16 protein-coding genes are annotated in these 18,068 nt (G+C 40.2%); 4 read left to right on the top strand and 12 right to left on the bottom strand.

The genetic code is table 11. The annotated features are described in order from the left end of the window. Positions 1-18 precede the first annotated feature (18 nt). Entirely contained in the window at positions 19-2,553 is a 2,535-nt protein-coding gene (locus tag GXK58_RS17060; RefSeq protein WP_160724373.1) for a putative bifunctional diguanylate cyclase/phosphodiesterase, read from the top strand. Between the two features lie 111 nt (positions 2,554-2,664). Here the strand turns inward: GXK58_RS17060 and thrB are convergent, their stop codons facing one another. The 6 genes from thrB to GXK58_RS17090 all read right to left on the bottom strand — a co-directional run bounded on the left by thrB (position 2,665) and on the right by GXK58_RS17090 (position 10,086). After that, positions 2,665-3,573, bottom strand: a complete 909-nt coding sequence (gene thrB, locus GXK58_RS17065) for a homoserine kinase (protein WP_160724374.1) — start codon at positions 3,571-3,573, stop codon at positions 2,665-2,667. Between the two features lie 55 nt (positions 3,574-3,628). Continuing rightward, positions 3,629-4,924, bottom strand: a complete 1,296-nt coding sequence (locus GXK58_RS17070) for a homoserine dehydrogenase (RefSeq protein ID WP_160724375.1) — start codon at positions 4,922-4,924, stop codon at positions 3,629-3,631. Between the two features lie 226 nt (positions 4,925-5,150). Then, positions 5,151-6,275, bottom strand: coding sequence for an HAD family hydrolase (locus GXK58_RS17075; protein ID WP_160724376.1), 1,125 nt, complete (start codon positions 6,273-6,275; stop codon positions 5,151-5,153). Between the two features lie 144 nt (positions 6,276-6,419). Beyond that, on the bottom strand, positions 6,420-7,841 hold the full coding sequence (locus GXK58_RS17080; protein WP_160724451.1) for an NAD-dependent succinate-semialdehyde dehydrogenase: 1,422 nt from the start codon (positions 7,839-7,841) through the stop codon (positions 6,420-6,422). A gap of 13 nt (positions 7,842-7,854) precedes the next feature. Beyond that, complete coding sequence (gene gabT / locus GXK58_RS17085) at positions 7,855-9,249, bottom strand: 4-aminobutyrate--2-oxoglutarate transaminase (RefSeq protein WP_160724377.1); 1,395 nt, start codon at positions 9,247-9,249, stop codon at positions 7,855-7,857. A gap of 243 nt (positions 9,250-9,492) precedes the next feature. Further along, entirely contained in the window at positions 9,493-10,086 is a 594-nt protein-coding gene (locus tag GXK58_RS17090; protein ID WP_160724378.1) for a cell wall hydrolase, read from the bottom strand. Between the two features lie 381 nt (positions 10,087-10,467). On the opposite strand from GXK58_RS17090, the gene GXK58_RS17095 reads away from it, so the two are divergent. Both GXK58_RS17095 and GXK58_RS17100 read left to right on the top strand, forming a co-directional pair. Continuing rightward, positions 10,468-10,914: a Dps family protein gene (locus GXK58_RS17095; RefSeq protein WP_160724379.1), complete on the top strand. Its 447-nt coding sequence runs from the start codon at positions 10,468-10,470 to the stop codon at positions 10,912-10,914. Between the two features lie 96 nt (positions 10,915-11,010). Continuing rightward, positions 11,011-11,253, top strand: a complete 243-nt coding sequence (locus tag GXK58_RS17100) for a glutaredoxin family protein (protein WP_160724380.1) — start codon at positions 11,011-11,013, stop codon at positions 11,251-11,253. Between the two features lie 73 nt (positions 11,254-11,326). Here the strand turns inward: GXK58_RS17100 and GXK58_RS17105 are convergent, their stop codons facing one another. Together GXK58_RS17105 and GXK58_RS17110 are read right to left on the bottom strand one after the other, a co-directional pair. After that, complete coding sequence (locus GXK58_RS17105; RefSeq protein WP_160724381.1) at positions 11,327-13,006, bottom strand: ABC1 kinase family protein; 1,680 nt, start codon at positions 13,004-13,006, stop codon at positions 11,327-11,329. 75 nt (positions 13,007-13,081) lie between these two features. Further along, on the bottom strand, positions 13,082-13,357 hold the full coding sequence (locus GXK58_RS17110) for an AbrB/MazE/SpoVT family DNA-binding domain-containing protein (RefSeq protein ID WP_160724382.1): 276 nt from the start codon (positions 13,355-13,357) through the stop codon (positions 13,082-13,084). 229 nt (positions 13,358-13,586) lie between these two features. On the opposite strand from GXK58_RS17110, the gene GXK58_RS17115 reads away from it, so the two are divergent. Beyond that, a complete protein-coding gene (locus tag GXK58_RS17115; RefSeq protein WP_160724383.1) occupies positions 13,587-13,676 on the top strand; it encodes a YjcZ family sporulation protein in 90 nt (29 codons plus the stop codon). 76 nt (positions 13,677-13,752) lie between these two features. On the opposite strand, the gene GXK58_RS17120 is transcribed toward GXK58_RS17115, so the two are convergent. From GXK58_RS17120 to GXK58_RS17135, 4 genes are all read right to left on the bottom strand, one after another. Further along, complete coding sequence (locus tag GXK58_RS17120; RefSeq protein WP_160724384.1) at positions 13,753-14,160, bottom strand: disulfide oxidoreductase; 408 nt, start codon at positions 14,158-14,160, stop codon at positions 13,753-13,755. After that, positions 14,153-14,866 carry a DsbA family protein gene (locus tag GXK58_RS17125; protein WP_160724385.1) on the bottom strand — a complete coding sequence of 238 codons (714 nt, stop codon included), beginning with the start codon at positions 14,864-14,866 and terminating at the stop codon, positions 14,153-14,155. Before GXK58_RS17125 ends, GXK58_RS17120 begins: the two co-directional genes overlap by 8 nt. Positions 14,867-14,964: 98 nt before the next feature. Further along, complete coding sequence (locus GXK58_RS17130; protein ID WP_160724386.1) at positions 14,965-15,552, bottom strand: YesL family protein; 588 nt, start codon at positions 15,550-15,552, stop codon at positions 14,965-14,967. Between the two features lie 95 nt (positions 15,553-15,647). Further along, on the bottom strand, positions 15,648-17,927 hold the full coding sequence (locus tag GXK58_RS17135) for a glycoside hydrolase family 127 protein (RefSeq protein WP_160724387.1): 2,280 nt from the start codon (positions 17,925-17,927) through the stop codon (positions 15,648-15,650). Positions 17,928-18,068: the final 141 nt, after the last annotated feature.

The raw sequence follows: 18,068 nt of genomic DNA on the forward strand, positions 1-18,068 counted from the left end.
GTTATTGGAGTGTAGACATTGTCCATAAAGAAGAAGATACCCCTGATTTTTTTCCTCCTGGTTTTATTTATTTTATTGGCAAATAATGCCCTTCACTATTTATGGTCGAAAAATCAGCTATTGGACTATAACGAACGAGAAATCGGTGTGATTACGCGTGAAGTATCCTACCAAGTGGAAAAAACAAGAGAGGGTTCCTTATATGTAGAAAATATACTGGGAAGAGAATTACGAACGGCATCGTTAGCAATCAAGAAAGCTCTTCCTCCAACCTATCAGGAAATCACAGATGATCAATTAAAAAAATTGGCGAAAGAGGTCAATGTTTCCCACATTACCTTATTAGCCAAAGCCAAAAATGACATCATTGGGGTCCGTTCTTCAGACCCAGAAGAGATTAATATGTCAACAAAGGGCTGGGGTTATTGGTATGACGCCTTCGTACAATTATTTGGTTTAAAGCCGGTTACCGTCGGAAAAGGGATGGCCTTGCCAAACTATTGGTCTGGCCCGGTTGAAATCGCCTCTTCTGATCCCGACCATATTGATAAATGGGGCTACTATTATGATGGCACAACGAATTATATTATTAATCCCTATTTCCGCGATAAGGAAGTATTAGAGTTCGAGGAACGATTTGGTCCGGGGAAAACCATTGAGGGTTATACCAAGGAGCGAGGCGTTCTAGAGATTTCCGTTTTCAATCCAAAGAACTTTGGAAAAAAGAGCGAAGTGGTCCATTTAAACGGTAATAGTTATATCCGAATTTCAGCCAGACCGATCTGGTACGGTACCTATAAATATCGCAACATCAGCACGGATGCCAATTATATTAAAAAGGCCGTCAATACAAAAAATGTATTATCTTATAATGATGTACTGAACAAGACAAATGTGTTAAAAACCTTTGTCCCTGTTTTTCCTAAATCAGGACAACCATTTGTCATCGGGTTAGTTTATAACTATAGCCTTATCCAGAATGAGCTGAGACATGAATTAATCGTGCACATCCTTCTTTCACTCGCCATTATGGTCATCGTATTAATCGTAAGTATATTATTTTCCCGTTCCATCACACGGCCGATCGGCTATATTGTTGAACAAGTCAATGAGATTGCTCAAGGGAATTTCGGAAAACACTTACACCTAAATCGAAAAGATGAATTAGGTCTTCTTACTGACAATGTAAATGCCATGTCTACCGATTTAGAGCGCTATGTGGAGGATCTGCATCAGAGCAAAGAACTGATTGAATATCAAGCAAACCATGACCCATTAACCGGATTATTAAACAGAAGATATTTACAGGAAAAATTAAGAAGTATTATTTCTGAGGCAGATGAAAATGGCGAGTCCTTATCCGTTTTATTCATTGACATGGATCGTTTTAAACAAGTAAATGATTCTTATGGTCACAATAAAGGGGACGAACTTTTAAAAGTAATTGCAGCCCGTATCAAAATTTGTCTTGAAAACGACGATAGCATTTTGATCAGGCAGGGCGGCGATGAATTCATTATTTTACTCTTCCGTCAAAGCATAGAAGAAACGAAAGCCTCTTCAGAACGATTAATTGATGCCCTAAAAAGCCCCTATTTGATTGAAGGCAATGAGTTTTATCTCGGGGTCAGCATTGGGATCAGCCGCTATCCAGAGCACACGAAAAACATGGACACATTGATTAGTTATGCGGATATGGCTATGTACACGGCCAAGAACAACGGCGGCAATAAAGCCATATTCTATTCTGAAAAATCCATGCATCCAGACATTGACAGACCTAGGCTTGAAGCACATTTAAGAAGGGCAATTGAAAATAAGCAAATTGATGTGTTTTATCAGCCTAAAATTACGGTGGATACTGGGACGGTTTTTGGTGCAGAAGCATTGGTGAGATGGACGGATGAGGAATTTGGCAGTGTATCACCTGAACTTTTTATCCCCATAGCAGAGGATACAGGGTTTATTCAGCCCTTGTGGGAGCTTGTGATGAGAAAAGCATGCGAACAAGTAAGTGAATGGAATGATTCTCGATCTAATCCCTTATCCATCTCAGTCAATTTTTCAGCCCGCCAATTTCAGGAACCTGAACAGATGTTAAAGACTGTTAAAGATATTCTTACAGAGACCAAACTTCAGCCAGGGAATTTTGAAATAGAGATCACGGAAAGCATCCTATTAAATAATTCATCAGAAATTGTTCAATCGCTTCGTACGTTACAAGATCATGGTATATCGATTTCTATCGATGATTTTGGTACAGGCTACTCATCACTGAGCTATTTGAAGGATCTCCCAATAAATACTTTAAAAATTGATAAATCCTTTATCCAGGGTATTAATGAGCGCCTAGAAAATACAGAAATACCGGAGGCCATTATTAATCTTGCCCGCGGTCTTCATTTGGATGTCATTGCAGAAGGTGTGGAAAAGGTGCACCAAAAGGAATTTTTACAATCTAAGAATTGCGTACTGATGCAGGGGTATTTATTTAGCAAACCCTTAAGTGCAGAGGGTTTTGAGCAATTCCTTAAAGAATTTGAAAAGGAATGAGTAAAAGGGCAGCAATCTGCTGCCCTTTTTATTTTGGCTGTGTTAATCATGAATGTTGATTTCCGCTCCAATCAACATGCTTAAAATCAACAATTCCCTTTAACACAGCCTTTATTTTACTAATTCTATTACACTGCTTCCGACATAATCAATCAAGAGCTTCACAGCCCTCATCGCAGGAAATTCTGCTTCTAAAGCCTTGACTAGATTTGCTGCTTTCCCTTTTTCGGTAAAGCAAATCATCGTCGGTCCTGCCCCGCTAAGTGCAACTCCAAATGCTCCATTGGCTTTGGCCGTCTTCTCGATTTCATCGTAGCCATTAATCAATGATTTCCGGTATGGCTGATGGAAACGATCATTACTCATCATCTTTCCTGCCAGCTCCCAGTTCTGTGATAAAAGAGCAGCAATCAACAGGTTAGCTGTTGAGGAAGCCTCAATCGCCTGCTGACGCGTATAGGCCTCAGGCAATACATTCCGGGATGCCTTGGTTAACAGGATTTCCTGTGGAATGAGGACAACTACTTCAATCGGCAGGTTTGTGTAAGATAGCATATCTACGTCATTCTGTTGGTAACAGCCAATCACAAGCCCGCCGTAGATGGATGCTCCTACATTATCCGGATGCCCTTCCCATTCTGTCGCGTGAAGAAGTTTTTCATGTTTAGTCAAGTTTAGTTTGCCGATTGTGTCTGCAAGCTCTATCCCTGCTACAATGGCCGACGCACTCGAGCCCAGCCCTCTAGCTAAAGGAATATCACTGTCCACTTTGATTTTACAAGGAGTCAGTTCCACACCGTAGTGCGCTGCAGTTTTTAATGCAACCTGCACCATAAAGTTGTCTTCACCAGTTGGAAAGTCCTTAAGCTCTTCACATAAAGAATGCACAAGCCACTCTTTACTTCTCTCAATTTCCAAAGTCAAATATAAATCTAGTGCAAGTCCCATTGAATCAAAGCCAGGGCCGAGATTCGCTGTACTCGCAGGGACCTTAATCATTATGCGGTCGTTGAATGCCATCCGTGTACAACTCCCCAAATATGTTCTTTAATAACTTCCTTAAATCCTAGCCGTCTTATATTGACTTCCCTACTACACGATAAGCACTCTTTATTTCTTTTACAGCCTGCAAATCATATAACTCAAGGATAATCTTATCGTAATTAGTTAACGACGCCTTGTGGGTAACAAGGACAATTTCCGATGTTTCATTTTTCTTGATTGGAAGCTGCAGGATTTTTTCAAAACTAACACCATATTTAGCAAAGATTGAAGTAATATCAGCAAAGACTCCTACCTCATCCCGCACATGGATCCGTAAAAAGTATTTAGAAAACTTCTCTTCATTTTCTTTTAACTTTTTCGGATATTGCGGGGTAACCGCACTCCTGCCGTTGACACCGAGCCTTAAATTCTTAATCACTCCCACTAAGTCTGACACAATGGAAGTGGCTGTCGGCAAGCTTCCTGCACCAGGACCGTAGAACATCGTTTCACCCACAGCTTCCCCATATACATAAACAGCGTTATATTCATTCTGCACAGAAGCCAGCGGGTGGTTATTGGATAAAAACGTTGGTGCCACACTTACCTCTACCTTTTCGCCTTCCCTGTGGGCAAAACCGATTAATTTCATCGTGTAGCCCAGCTGCTTTCCGTAGCGTAGGTCTTCTTCCGTCACAGTGGAAATACCGGTGACTTTGACATCTTCTAAATCAATATGCATAGAGAAACCAAGGGTCGCTAGGATCGTCATTTTTCTTGCAGCATCCAGACCTTCTACATCGGATGTGGGGTCAGCTTCTGCAAAGCCTAGTTCTTGTGCTTCTTTGAGTACTTCTTCATAGGAACGTCCCTCATCGCTCATTTTGGTTAAAATATAATTGGTTGTCCCATTGACAATTCCCATCATTTGCGTAATCCGATCGGAAGCTAGTCCATCGACTAACCCGCGTAAAATTGGAATGCCTCCGGCAACACTCGCCTCATAATATAAATCGCAGCCATATTCAGAAGCGACGGTCAACAGTTCTGACCCGTGTAATGCCATGAGATCTTTATTAGCGGTAACAACATGCTTTCCTTTCTGGAGTGCTGTTAGCAGATAATCTTTTGTATTCCCGATTCCACCCATAACCTCAATTACTACGTCAATATCTTGATCATAAAGAATGTCATCCGGATCTGAAGTCAACAGATTGGTATCCACATGTACTGGTCTTTGCTTATGTACATCTTGAACAAGAATTTTCTTAATGACCACCGGACACCCTACTTGGTGGATTAACTTATCTTGATGATTTTTTATTATCTGGACTACACCTGAACCAACAGTTCCCAAACCTAATAGTCCAATTGAAATTGCCTCCATGCCTTTCCCCTCCTATACCGTCTACCTGAAGCGTACATTTGTTTATATATAGTAGACATTATATGACTCTCTTTATTTTTTTACAATAGGTTTATTTCCTCTTTCTATTACTCTAACCGCTTAAAGCCTTGATGTAAATGGGTTATGTTAAAATGTTAAATTTTTCTGAATTAAAGGAGAATTCTCTGACTTATAAAAAAAGATGGCTCGATGCCACCCTTTTTGTTTATAAAATTGTTTTGATATCGAGGACAGAATCCAAAATATAATCTGCCTTATGCTGTTCAAAATCGTAGCGTGCATCTTTTCCGGACAGGCCTGTTAAGACAGCCGCAAATTGGCAGCCCAGCTGTCTTGCAGCAAGAAGGTCGGCTAATGAATCACCAACAACCAATACTTCTTCCCCATTTGCGAGTGGAAGTGGGGTATTTAAGCATTCTTTAACAGCTGCCCCTTTTCCTTTAAGCCCCATGATGTAAGTAAAAGGATGCGGCTTGGATAACGATTTTGCTTCTGGGACTTCTTGTTCTGCTTTTGCGACCTCATCAGCGGTGACGATTCTTGTTTCATCAAAAAATGGCAGCCAATCCAAATGTTTGAAGGGCTGAATGGTTTCTAAATCCGGGCGCCCGGTACCAATTCCAATCGTGATTCCCGAGGATGTCAGGTATTGAAAAAGGGCCGCAATCTCATTTGAGGGTGCAAGGGTTGTTTCATTGGCCAGGAACCCCTTTTTTCCTGTTTGGACAGACGGCCTTCCGGTCGAGGCAAGAACATTTTCGTCGCCAACATACCATTCCTGTGAAACATGTTCACAAATCGACCAAAGCTTCCCCTTTTGGAAAACGGTTGTTTCTACCCCAAGCTTTTCTTTAGCAAGAACATTTAAGTAATTTAGCAGTTCCTGTTTTGTTGCATCTGATTGGGAGAATTCCTCAACGAATAGGCTAAAATTATATTCGACCTGGTAGTCATTTAACACCCTGCCGATTTCTCGCAGTGTGTCATAATTAATCGGGCTTGTGAGCCACTTAGCAATTTTCATTGCCTCATCCTCTTTAATTTGCGACAACAGATGGATGAGCTGATGACTGAAGGAAAGGTAAATCATATCCCAGTTTGCGTTCAGGCCGCGGGATTTCATAAATTTCAGGACCCGGTCCTCTAGGAAGACGTCTTCCCTGATACGCTTAATTTCTTCTGGATTATATTCGGTTTTGAATTGTTCCGGAGCTAATGCTAAGTAATTGCTGCTGATCAACATCTCCCAAACAGTCAGGGCCGATGCATCAAAATAGTGCTCTTCACTTAAAAGCACTCCATCTACATCAAATAATACGGTTTTAATCAACTTGCCAACCCCCTCGGTTTGTGCTTTTATACGTTATCGTAACACAGCAGAGATAGTATTTTGAAGGTATTTATCCTTTTTAATATAAAAAATACCGTGCGCACTGTCGCGCACGGCATTATATACACTTCTTAAAGGCCGATATTAGATATCCAATCCAATCGAAATATACTTCACTTCTAAGAACTCCTCAATCCCGTAATGTCCGCCTTCACGGCCAAGCCCGCTTTCTTTGTAGCCGCCAAACGGAGCTTGAACGACTGAAGGCAGGGCATCATTTAATCCGATAATTCCATACTCAAGCTGTTCTGTGATTCTAAAGGAACGGCTTAAGTTTTCCGTATAGACATAGGCTGCGAGCCCGTAACAGGAATCGTTGGCCCGCTCAATCACCTCTTCTTCGGTATTAAACGTGGAGATTGGAGCGAGCGGCCCAAAGATTTCATCCCTCATGCATTCCATCTCATCATTAATGTTTGTCAGGATGGTCGGAGCATAGAAATATCCGTTTTCCTCTGCCGGTTTAAGGCCGCTATAGGTCACCTTACCGCCTTTTTTAACCGCATCATGGACCAAAGACTCCACTTTTTTATAAGCTGATTTATCAATTAATGGACCGATGTCTGTGCCCTCTTCTAATCCATTACCGACTTTAAGCTTTTCTAATTCCGCTTGAAAAAGCTTTATGAATTCGTCCGCCACGCTTTCCTGTACATAGACCCGATTGGTACAAATACAGGTTTGCCCGGCATTGCGGAATTTTGATTGAACAAGGCCGGCGGCAGCCTTTTGAAGATTCGCATCATCCATCACGATGAACGGCGCATTCCCGCCAAGTTCAAGCGATACCTTTTTGACATTTTCAGCCGCCCCGCGCATTAACGTTTTTCCTACCTCGGTAGATCCAGTAAAGGTTATTTTCGTTACACGTGAATCTTTTAACCAAACCTCACCGATCTCTGACGAACGCCCGGTAATGACATTGATTACCCCAGCCGGAATCCCCGCCTCGTGTGCCAGTTCTGCCATCTTTAATGCCGTTAGCGGGGTCTGGTTAGCGGGTTTTATGACCGCTGTACACCCTGCAGCAAGGGCAGGGGCCACTTTCCTGGTAATCATAGCTGCAGGGAAATTCCATGGGGTAATGGCTGCAATGACACCAACCGGTTCTTTTCTGACGATAATTCTCTTATTTGGATGGGAAGCAGGGATCGTCTCCCCATAAATCCGTTTTCCTTCCTCTGCATACCAAGAGATAAATCCGTTCGCATAGGAAACCTCTCCCAGTGCTTCCTTTAACGGCTTCCCTTGCTCGATGGTCATGATACGGGCAATCTCTTCTTTATTCTGTTCGATTAAATAGAACCATTTCATTAACAGCTGATAGCGTTCTTCAGCGGTCTTTTTCGACCAATTTTTAAAGGCAGTATACGCAGCATTCACAGCCTGTTCCGCTTCGTATGCTCCTCCTGTTGGAACTGCACCAATGATTTCCTTCGTGGCAGGGTTAATCACTTCTGTAAAAACCTCGTAATCCTTACCCACCCATTCACCGTTTAGGTACATAGGATAAATTTGATCATTTTGCTTTAGTACATCCATGTAATTCTCCTCCAATAGATAGGGCCGAATGATTTGTATATACTGCTTCGATTGCTTCTTCTAGTATTTCTAGACCTTCTTCGAGCTGTTCATCAGTAATCGTTAATGGCATTAGGAGCCGAATAACATTGCTGTAGATGCCTGCACTTAACAGCATGAGGCCGCGCTCGGATGCCGCCTTGACAATTTTTGGGGCGGCTTCTTTATCAGGAGTTTTCGACTTTCGGTCTTTAACGATTTCCATCGCACACATCGCACCTAAGCCGCGGACATCACCTATCCCTTCAAATCGGCCGGCAAGAAGCTGCATTTTTTCAATGACACGATCACCTAAGAATCTCGCGCGATCATTTAATTGTTCACTTTCAATAATGTCTAACACAGTCAATGCTGCCTGGCATCCGAGCGGACTTCCTGCATAGGTACCGCCGATTTCGCCAATTTCGGGGGTATCCATTATTTCAGCACTTCCGATGACCCCGCTGATTGGGACACCGGCCCCCATGGATTTAGAAATGGTAATTAGGTCAGGAACCACATCAAAATGTTCAATCGCAAAGTACTTTCCGGTTCTTGCGAAACCAGTCTGGATTTCGTCGGCAATAAACAAGATTCCATGCTCGGTGCAGATCTCTCTAACCCGGTTAACAAAAGCTTTATCAGGAACAATGAAGCCACCCTCCCCTTGCACTGGCTCCATCACTACTGCAGCAATGGTTTCTGGCGCAACTTCCGCTAATAAAAATTGTTCAAACTGCTCGATAATCAATGCACTATATTGCTGTTCCGTCATACCAGCAGGTCGGTGATATACATAGGGATAGGGAGCTTTATATACTTCCGGGGCAAACGGTCCAAACCCGTATTTATATGGCTTAACTTTACTTGTCATGGTCATCGCCATTAAGGTTCTGCCATGAAATCCCCGTGTAAACGAAACAATTCCCTGACGTTTCGTGTATTTTCGGGCAAATTTAACCGCATTTTCAACCGCTTCAGCACCACTGTTAAAAAAAGCAGCCTGCTTGTCAAAATTGCCGGGGGCGAGTTGACAGAGCCTCTCTGCCAAGTTGATATATGATTCATACATCATCACATTAAAACCAGTATGGATAAATTGGCTTGCTTGTTCCTGGAGCGCTTTAACCACTCTCGGGTGGGAGTGACCAACATTAATCGTTCCAATCGCACCGGCAAAATCAATATAATGATTACCATCAACATCTTCTACCAGTGCCCCTTGTGCTTTTTTCACAAAGGAATGACAGTTATTACTGATTCCTTTTGGGACATATTTATTTCTTCGCTCCAAGATTTCTCTTGACTTTGGTCCGGGTATTTCTGTTTGGAGCTTGACAAATTTCTTTTCCAATTCGTACTACCCCCTATTATAAAAATAATCCGCGGGGGGATAAATGCTCCCCCTTTTACTCTTCTATATAAAATACGATTATCCTTTTCCTGATGCTAAAACTTCATTAAAATTTCTGATAACTTTACCCAGACATCCCATTCACTCAGTTAAAAGTCTCCTAAATAGAAAAAAGCAGCGAAATGTCATCGACTGAATTTCGCTGCTTTTTGTGTATAGATGATATTTAATTAAGGATACTAATTAACGTGCGAACCTGTGATTTCCAATGGTAACTGTCACTGGGCGCGAATAGATCCAAGAGCTTGTAGAAGTTTTGGGATTGTAGAAGAATAAAGAGCCGTTTCCTTTTCCTGTTAAAGCAATTGCTTCATTTACTGCTCTTTTAGAAGCCGCATCCGCAGGCTGATTAATTGTCCCGTTTTCAACCGGTGTAAAAGCATAGTGCCCGTTTGCAATTTGATAGATAACGCCTCTTACAGTGTTCGGGAAATCCGCACTTCTTACTCTATTAATAAGAACGGTAGCAACCGCTACTTTTCCTGCATATGGTTCACCAACAGCCTCTGCGCGAACAAGACGTGCCATTAAGTCTTTCTCTGCTGCCGTGTATGGAGAGTTTGGTAATGTCATATATTGACCGGAAATAAGTGCCTTGCTATTATTTGCGTTCATTACACTATTTACAGGAATTCCAAATCCCTTTGCAATTTTCCAATATGTCTCACCAGATTGAATTTTATGAGTAGTTGCTGCTTCTGTTTGATTGGTTAAAGTAAAAGCTGAAATAGATAACATTAATCCAGCGGCTACTATTAGTTTCTTTAACTTTTTCATGTGTGTGTTCCTCCTAGTAGTCGTTTTTGGTCTACTATTAGGCTATCAGATGTAATATTTCTAATCATCGCCCAAAACTTGGAAGTCAATAATTAATGCTTCAAGCCCTTGCTATCAAACAATTTATCTATCAATAGTTAAAATTATCCACTTAGCTAAAATACCCTCATCGTGCCCATTTGAGGGAAAATAAGGTTTGTTTTTTACAAAAGGTTTCTGTCCTGTAACATACCTTTTGTAAAAGCCGGGCTCTGTTAGAAGGTGATTTAAATAAAATCGTCACTAAATTGCCAATAAATTGCTTAAATTTAACAGGATTTCCTTCTTGATCTTTGGTAATAATAGTATTGAAAAGCCAATTTCAAAGGAGGATTTTTAAACATGGAAAATCAGTTAGTCAGTGTACTTAATAAGCAAATCGCCAATTGGTCTGTCCTGTATATGAAATTACATAACTATCATTGGTACGTAAAAGGCGGGCAATTTTTTACCCTGCATGCTAAATTTGAAGAGTTCTATAATGAAGCAGGACTTCATGTTGATGAACTAGCTGAGCGATTATTATCCATTGGAGGCAACCCGGTTGCAACCATGAAAGAATGCCTTGAGCTTTCTTCGGTTCGTGAAGCATCTGGCAGTGAACCTGCTGAAGAAATGGTTCAATCGATTATTAATGACTTCTCAATCATCATTGGAGAATTAAAGGAAGGCATGAGCCTGGCAGGAGAATTAGACGACGAAACAACTGGAGATATGCTCCTAGCGATTCATTCCGGGTTAGAAAAACATGTTTGGATGCTTACTGCATTCCTTGGAAAATCTATTTAAAGTTTAAAGTCCAACAACAAGGTTGTTGGACTTTTTTGCCTCCTATAAATAGAATAAGTATAAATGGTTATTATAGTTTGTTAGGAGGTGCCTGATGTGCCAGAGTTTGAAGTAATTGTTTACAGCAGTACTTGCTGCTCCTACTGTGAAGCGGTTAAATCATTTCTAATAGAAAATGGGATTGACTTTGAAGAGCGAAATGCCTCCATCCATAAAGAATATTTTGATGAACTAAAGAAAAAGAAGGTTTATGCAACACCAGCCACCTATATTAACGGAAAACTTGTACTAGGCTTTCAGGAGAAAAAATTAAGGGCACTCCTTGAGTTAGATGAATAAGGCAACTTGAAGCTGACAAAAAAAGGCCATCCGCAAATAATAGTCGGGCTAGCCTTTATTATTAAAAGAAATTCTAGTTCTTTTCTTCCATAAATGGCGGTCGTGGATGTGCCCCCCTCCGCTTGGGAGCTGCTTTTTTACCCGCCTGCAAAATCGTTAATACCCCGCCTCCAACCATCATAATCATGCCTGCTTTTTCATACTGGGCTAAAATCTGCGCACCGGAGATTAATACTCCTGTTCCAAATAGAGCAAATATGATTTTCTTTGTTTGAACTGCCTGTTGATTCATAAGACGTCTTTCAAAGGTTTTTGATGGCTGAATCCGAATATCGCCTGATTCGAATTGATCCACCACAGTAAATAATTTACGGGCAGTAGGAATAACTTGAAAGAGTGTATTCTTGACTTGTTCCATTGCGGTATCTTTAGCGGGATTGGTACGATTGCTTTCCAATATATCTTCCACATAGGGTTTGGTATTTGCAACGATATCAAACTTTTGATCCAATCCGTTACAAATACTAAAAACAGTCATGATCGCCTTTCCTAAAAACGTCATTCTTGAAGGAATCTGAAACGGCTGCTCGTATAGAAATTCGCGTAAATCCTCAAGAAACTTCTCGTTATTAACTTTGCCAAAATTAAAATTACCATCAGAAAAACTAGATAGAATGATTTTCACATTCTTAGCCATTGCATTTTTGTCAGCATTTTTTCTTAAAAACCCAAGATCATTAAATGCTTCAACAATCCCGAAAGCGTCCTTTAAATAAATCGACATGGCCAGTTTCACCATATTCTCCCTCATCAAACTCGAAATGGTTCCGACCATCCCAAAATCAATATAGGCAAGGGTGCCGTCCTGTTTTACTAACAAGTTACCAGGATGCGGATCGGCGTGAAATACACCATCCTCTAACAATTGCTTTAAATAAGAAAGATACAAAATGGACGCTAATTTCTTTTTATTAATAGATGCATCTTCAAGTGCACCCATCTCATTAATTTTTACCCCGTCAATGAATTCCATAATAAGTACTTTACTGGTTGTCATTTCGGAGTAAACTTTTGGTGTGGTCACCCCTGGAAATTCACAAAAGGATGCTTGAAAGTTCTCTAGGTTTCTAGCTTCTTTTAAATAATCCAGTTCCTCCGTAATGACCTCTTCAAACTCTTGATAAACATCCTTTACATCTACAATTTTGCCAATCCTCGTGAATCTGCCTGCAAGGGTGGTCAATACCTTCAATGTTGCCAAATCAAGAGCAACAATCGCTTCAATTCCTGGACGCATCACTTTTACGGCAACGTCCTCGCCAGTTTTTAAGACGGCCCGATGAACCTGTCCTAATGATGCGGCCGCAACAGGCTCCTGGTTAAAATCAGCAAACAAATCGGTTACAGTTCCAGACAATTCCTCTTCAATCCGGCTGACAGCTAGTTGGGAAGGCACTGGTGCTACAGAATCTTGAAGCTGCGAAAGAATATCTGTATATTCCTTAGGTAAAATATCCACCCTTGAGCTTACAAACTGCCCTAGTTTAATGATTAATCCGCCCATGTCAACGGCTTCTTTTGCAAATTTGTTAGCCTGTGAGGTATAGACGGCTTTGTACTTTTTAGCTGCTGTTTGTTTATGTAAAAATCTCTTTGTTTTCCCGAGCCACCAAAATTGCAGAAAGAACCCGATAAACATAATAAAGGTGGTGCGAAATCTCTTGTTGAACAATAAGCGCATCATCTCACGCATTCTTGTCCTCTCCTCTCCTTTCCTCTCTAGCTGCCAATGGGAAAAGCCTGGGTGTTAGGCTTACATCCCTTTACACTATTCCTCCTTTTCTTCTTCTTCCACTTCTGTTTCGGTCTTTTCAAAGATCTCTTTGGCAATTTTTTCAAATCTTTTAGACTTGTTAAAAAAGAAATTAGCAAATTTATTCATAATTTCTGATTTAACCAGAATCACTGTTCCTTTTCTTGCATCTCCAAATACAACAAATTTCTCTCCTGATTTAATATCCAGTTCCTCTCTTGCTTCTGATGGAATAACCACCTGGCCTCTTTCTCCCATACTTGTTGTGCCAAAAATTTTTCCGTGATGCATTCTTATCACTCTCCTCTCTTTTGTAGGATATATCATACTTTTCATACCAGCCATACAGTTCACAGATTATACATATGGCGGTTTATTGACGAGCCCAGTTATGCTAACAAAGAACGAAAAAAGAAAACGAAGAATTGTATCATATTTTTTTTGACCTATGCACTTGTCCATTTCAACCAGCTTGGCTTTTTCATACATTATATTAGTTCGACAAAGGAGGTGGAGTAATATGTCAGACGGAAGACACAATAACGGCTTTGCGTTAATCGTTGTATTGTTTATTCTTTTAATCATTGTTGGTGCATCTTGGATGTATTAATAATGAATTAAAACCATCTCTGAAATACAAAAAGGAGCGAAAAAACAATGTTTTTTCGCTCCTTTTTTATTACTATTTATGATCTTTGGCTCCGGGCAATAAGGATTAAGCTGACTGTAATCACAGTAAATGCAATAAATGCTAGCAGCGGTATGGTAATAAAGCCGAGCCAGTTGATGTAATCCTTAGAACAGGGTACACCAGTTGTACACATTTCAAACTGCTGTAAATAGGGAAGCTTTTGCAATAAGGTATGATACCCCGATATAAGCATTCCGATGATAGAAATGGGGAGAACATACCTGTAAATCCCCTGATCATTTCGGTAGAAGGCTATCCCCAAAATAACCGTTAATGGGTACATAAAGATTCGCTGATACCAACAGAGGGTACACGGAATAAAATGCATGACTTCACTAAAATATAGACTGCCAAGTGTAGCAATAATTGCAGCCACCCAGGCTAGCAGCAAAGGTTTATTCATTCTTGTTCTCCTGCGCGGCTTCATCTACCATTTTTTTCAAATCATCGAGGGTTTGTCCCTTAAACATTTCTCCATTGACAAACATGGTTGGTGTTCCGGTAACACCTAATTTTTTAACATAATCCATATCTTTGTTCCAATCATCCTCCGAATCCTTTGATTCGAAGTTTTTGACGACCTTATCTACATCTTTGTCACTCGCGACTTCCTTCAACGTATCTATTAGGAAATCCTCCGTAAAAACATCGACTTTCTCATATTTAGTATCCTCTGGTTGTTTTTTATAGAGGAGTTCGTGGAACTTCCAGAACGTCTCATTCCCTAATTCCTTAAAAACCGATTCAGCAAATTTAGCTGAACGAATGGAGTCAGTGTTAATGAAGGAATAATTCATAAAATAAAGCTTTGCTTTTCCTGTATCAACAAACTCTTTTTCAATAATAGGTATTGTATTGGCTGCAAAGTCTTTACAGATCGGACACTTATAATCCCCAAACTCAATAATCGACACAGGGGCATCCTTATCACCAAGATAGGGCTGGTTTGAATAATCGATGTCACTAGCCTGGTTTGTTTCCTTGTCCTTATTATGGTTACCAAAAAATATAAATGCTGCCAAACAAACGACCACTAAACCAATTACCCAAAAGGTAAACTTTGCCGATGAATTACCTGCTGCTTTACCATTTTTCTTTTTATTTGCCATATTTAAACTCCTTTATCGTTCCTAAGCTATTCTATCCCACCATTCCTTTATTTTTAAATTTTACTAAACTGTACTGATAATGCAAATAAAAAGAACATTTAGGCTAATTTTTGAAAAACCCGGTTACAGAGGGAAAAATTAATATATGCCCCAATACTAAATAAAATTAATGTAAATGCAGGAAGGTATATCAGTACGGCTGCAAGTACGGCAAACACCCCTAGAATAGCTAGAGTGATTGGAAAATTTGCAATCGCCATCAGAAATGAACTTTTTATGGCATGGATCCAGGTAACTTTGTAATGGGATAGGACCGCAAACAAATAAGCAGTTGTTCCCGTAAATAATAAGCTTACTAATATTAAAGGCAACAACATAATGTACTTCGCCCCAGATTGGTCTTGATTCAAGTAAAAAAGGTTAAAATACAATAATACTGAAATAACTGTCCAGATTATCCCTATGATAAAGCTTTGTTTAAAGTTTTCTTTAAAGTATAGGAAGTAATTTCTAACTACACTCGTATCCTGATGGAGCTGCCATTGCCTGACAACACTGAACATGGCCGTTGTTGCAGGTACAATGGTAACAATGGGAAGGCAAGAAAGAATCCAGAAGATATTTAGTATAAAAAGATTGGAAAGTCGATCAACCACCGCGTAAAATCTAGTATCTAATATATTCAAGTCTACCACCCAATTCTATTAAAGTTTCTCAGTGATTATATTGATTCTCCTGCGACAATCTAAAAAGAAGTGTAGTTCTTACTTACTGCATCCACTTAAGACAAAGATGTATTTACGATCCTAATACCATAGATCCCGCCTGCAGCCTTTCCTTCGCCAGATTGAAACTTAACTTCAACCTTTTGTTTTCCTTCTGTTAGTATGAGTGGAATTTCATAACACACATCAATAAGATCATCAGGGTTGGTCCCTTCCAGTTTTTGAGTGGCAATCATTTGCCCATCAACTAGAATTTGAAAATCGCGGTCATATCTTTTTCCATCCGCAAACAGTGTCTTATCGCCACCAAAATAAGTTACCAGCAGATACATTTGTTTTTCAGGATACACTTGCATTTGATAACTAAAAAATCCTTCTCCCCGGCTGTCACGCCATGATCTTTCTACAACGTTAAAGTATCCGGTGTTAGAGTTACTGCTTTGTACACTATGCTCAATTTCCGGCTGCTGTTCACCTGGTTGGACAACGTCAACCGTAATCGCCCTTAGTCTTTCAAGTTCCTCTTTCTCTTTATCTACAAACGTTTTATAGGCTTCTTCATTCATTAGATTCCAATATAAGGTGTAACGCTGGTGATGCAGATTGTAAAACGGAATAAGGCTAACTTTTCGATTCCCAGGCTGGCCGATTTCTTTAGTTTCAAACGTTAAAGGCTCGCCCTCCACAGGTTTGATCCAGTCAGTCAAATTTTCTTTGTCTGCCACAAGGCTTGGCACATCAATTAATGGATAGTTATTTAATTTTAGGTGGTCTTCCAAGATATCGGTTTCCGGGAAGTTTTCTCTGCCCAGTGCTCCGGCTAATACTACCGGTCCGTACATAATTCCAACTTTCGCTGGATTATCTTTAGCAGTATAAGTATGAAGGCCAATAGGAAGTGTAAATTCAATCGTATCCCCTGCACTCCAATTTCTTCCGATCACAAGGTAACCATTATTAGCAAATGTCTCTACTTTAACACCATTCACCAAGACGGTGATGTCGCCATTCACCCAATATGGAACTCGGACATGGACATTTAGGAATGTTTCTTTTGCTTCTTCAAAAGATACCCGCACATGATTCGATCTTGGAAAATCCGTTTCTTGTTTAAGTTTTATTTTCCTATCTTTGATTTCGATTTCTGAAGCAATAAATAAATTAACAAATAATTCGTCCTGGTCATTATAGAAAATATTTCTTGTATAACGGGCAGGATTTTCCATTCCTGTCCCTGTGCAGCACCAGAAAGAGTTATCATGTGAACAATAGATTTTAAAATGGCCTGGCTGGGTAGACACAAAATACGTCTTCATACCTGAATCCGGGTCCTGGGATGCCAAGATATGATTGTAAAGCGCCTTTTCATAGTAATCCATATATTCACTGTTAGGACTCCATTGGAATAAGTGCTCCGTTAATTTCAACATATTGTAGGTATTACACGTCTCTGCTGTAGTAATCCCTAGTGTTTCCTTATTAATTGGCCCAAAATGCTCGCCAATACTATTGCCGCCGATAATATAGGAACGATTTTTAGTTACTTCATTCCAGAAGAAAGCCGCCGTATTTTTGTAATCTTCATTTCCCGTAATCTCGTATAGCTTTGCAGCACCAATTACCTTTGGAATTTGTGTATTGGCATGTTTCCCCTCTAATTCGTCCACATCTTTTGAAAGAGGCTCCAAGATCGCTTGGTGGCAAAATCTAATCGCAAGTTTTAAATAATCCTCATTTTTAGTAATCGTATAGAGGTCCGCCATTGCTTCGTTCATACCGCCATGTTCACAAATCAGCATTTTTTGAAACTGCTCATCATTGAGGTTATCTGTCCCTTTCTTTGCCCAGTCTGCGAGCTTGGTAACAACCTCCAATGCCTTCTCATTCCCCGTTAAGTTATAAACATCAATCAGTCCCGCATAGATTTTATGAATGCTGTACCAAGGCACCCAGCCGCCAGCCAGACTGAAATTCTCTACTTCAAATTCCCCTGTAAAAACTTTATCAAAATAAGTGCGGGTAAAACCGCTCACATATCCACTGTCATCAAGGCTCTGTACATAGGCCAATTCGTTGACGGCATAATCAATCTTTTGTTTTAATTCCTCATCTTTTGTGACAGTATACATAGTTGCAGCAGCTGACAGCCAATGGCCAATGGAATGTCCAGCAATCGGGGTAGATTCCCAGCCGCCGTATCGAGGCTTTTTAGGTGTTTGTGAAGCGGCTTCATAACAAGGTGCCACTAGCCGATCAACGTCTAAGTAAATCAAGTACTCCTTGCCTTTTTCTTGTGAGTCTTTAAATATACCTTCTAATAGTCTAACGTTTTCCATTATGTATTCTCCTTTTGTAGATTGGGTAGAAGTTAAGTAGTTTTATTAAAATGAGAGACCTCTAATTTTTCAGTTCATTATATTTTTATAGCTACCGATATCATCGATAGCTATACTTACGACCAACAGTTAGCACTGTCA

The organism is Bacillus sp. USDA818B3_A (assembly GCF_009928415.1).
Lineage (GTDB): Bacteria > Bacillota > Bacilli > Bacillales > Cytobacillaceae > Neobacillus.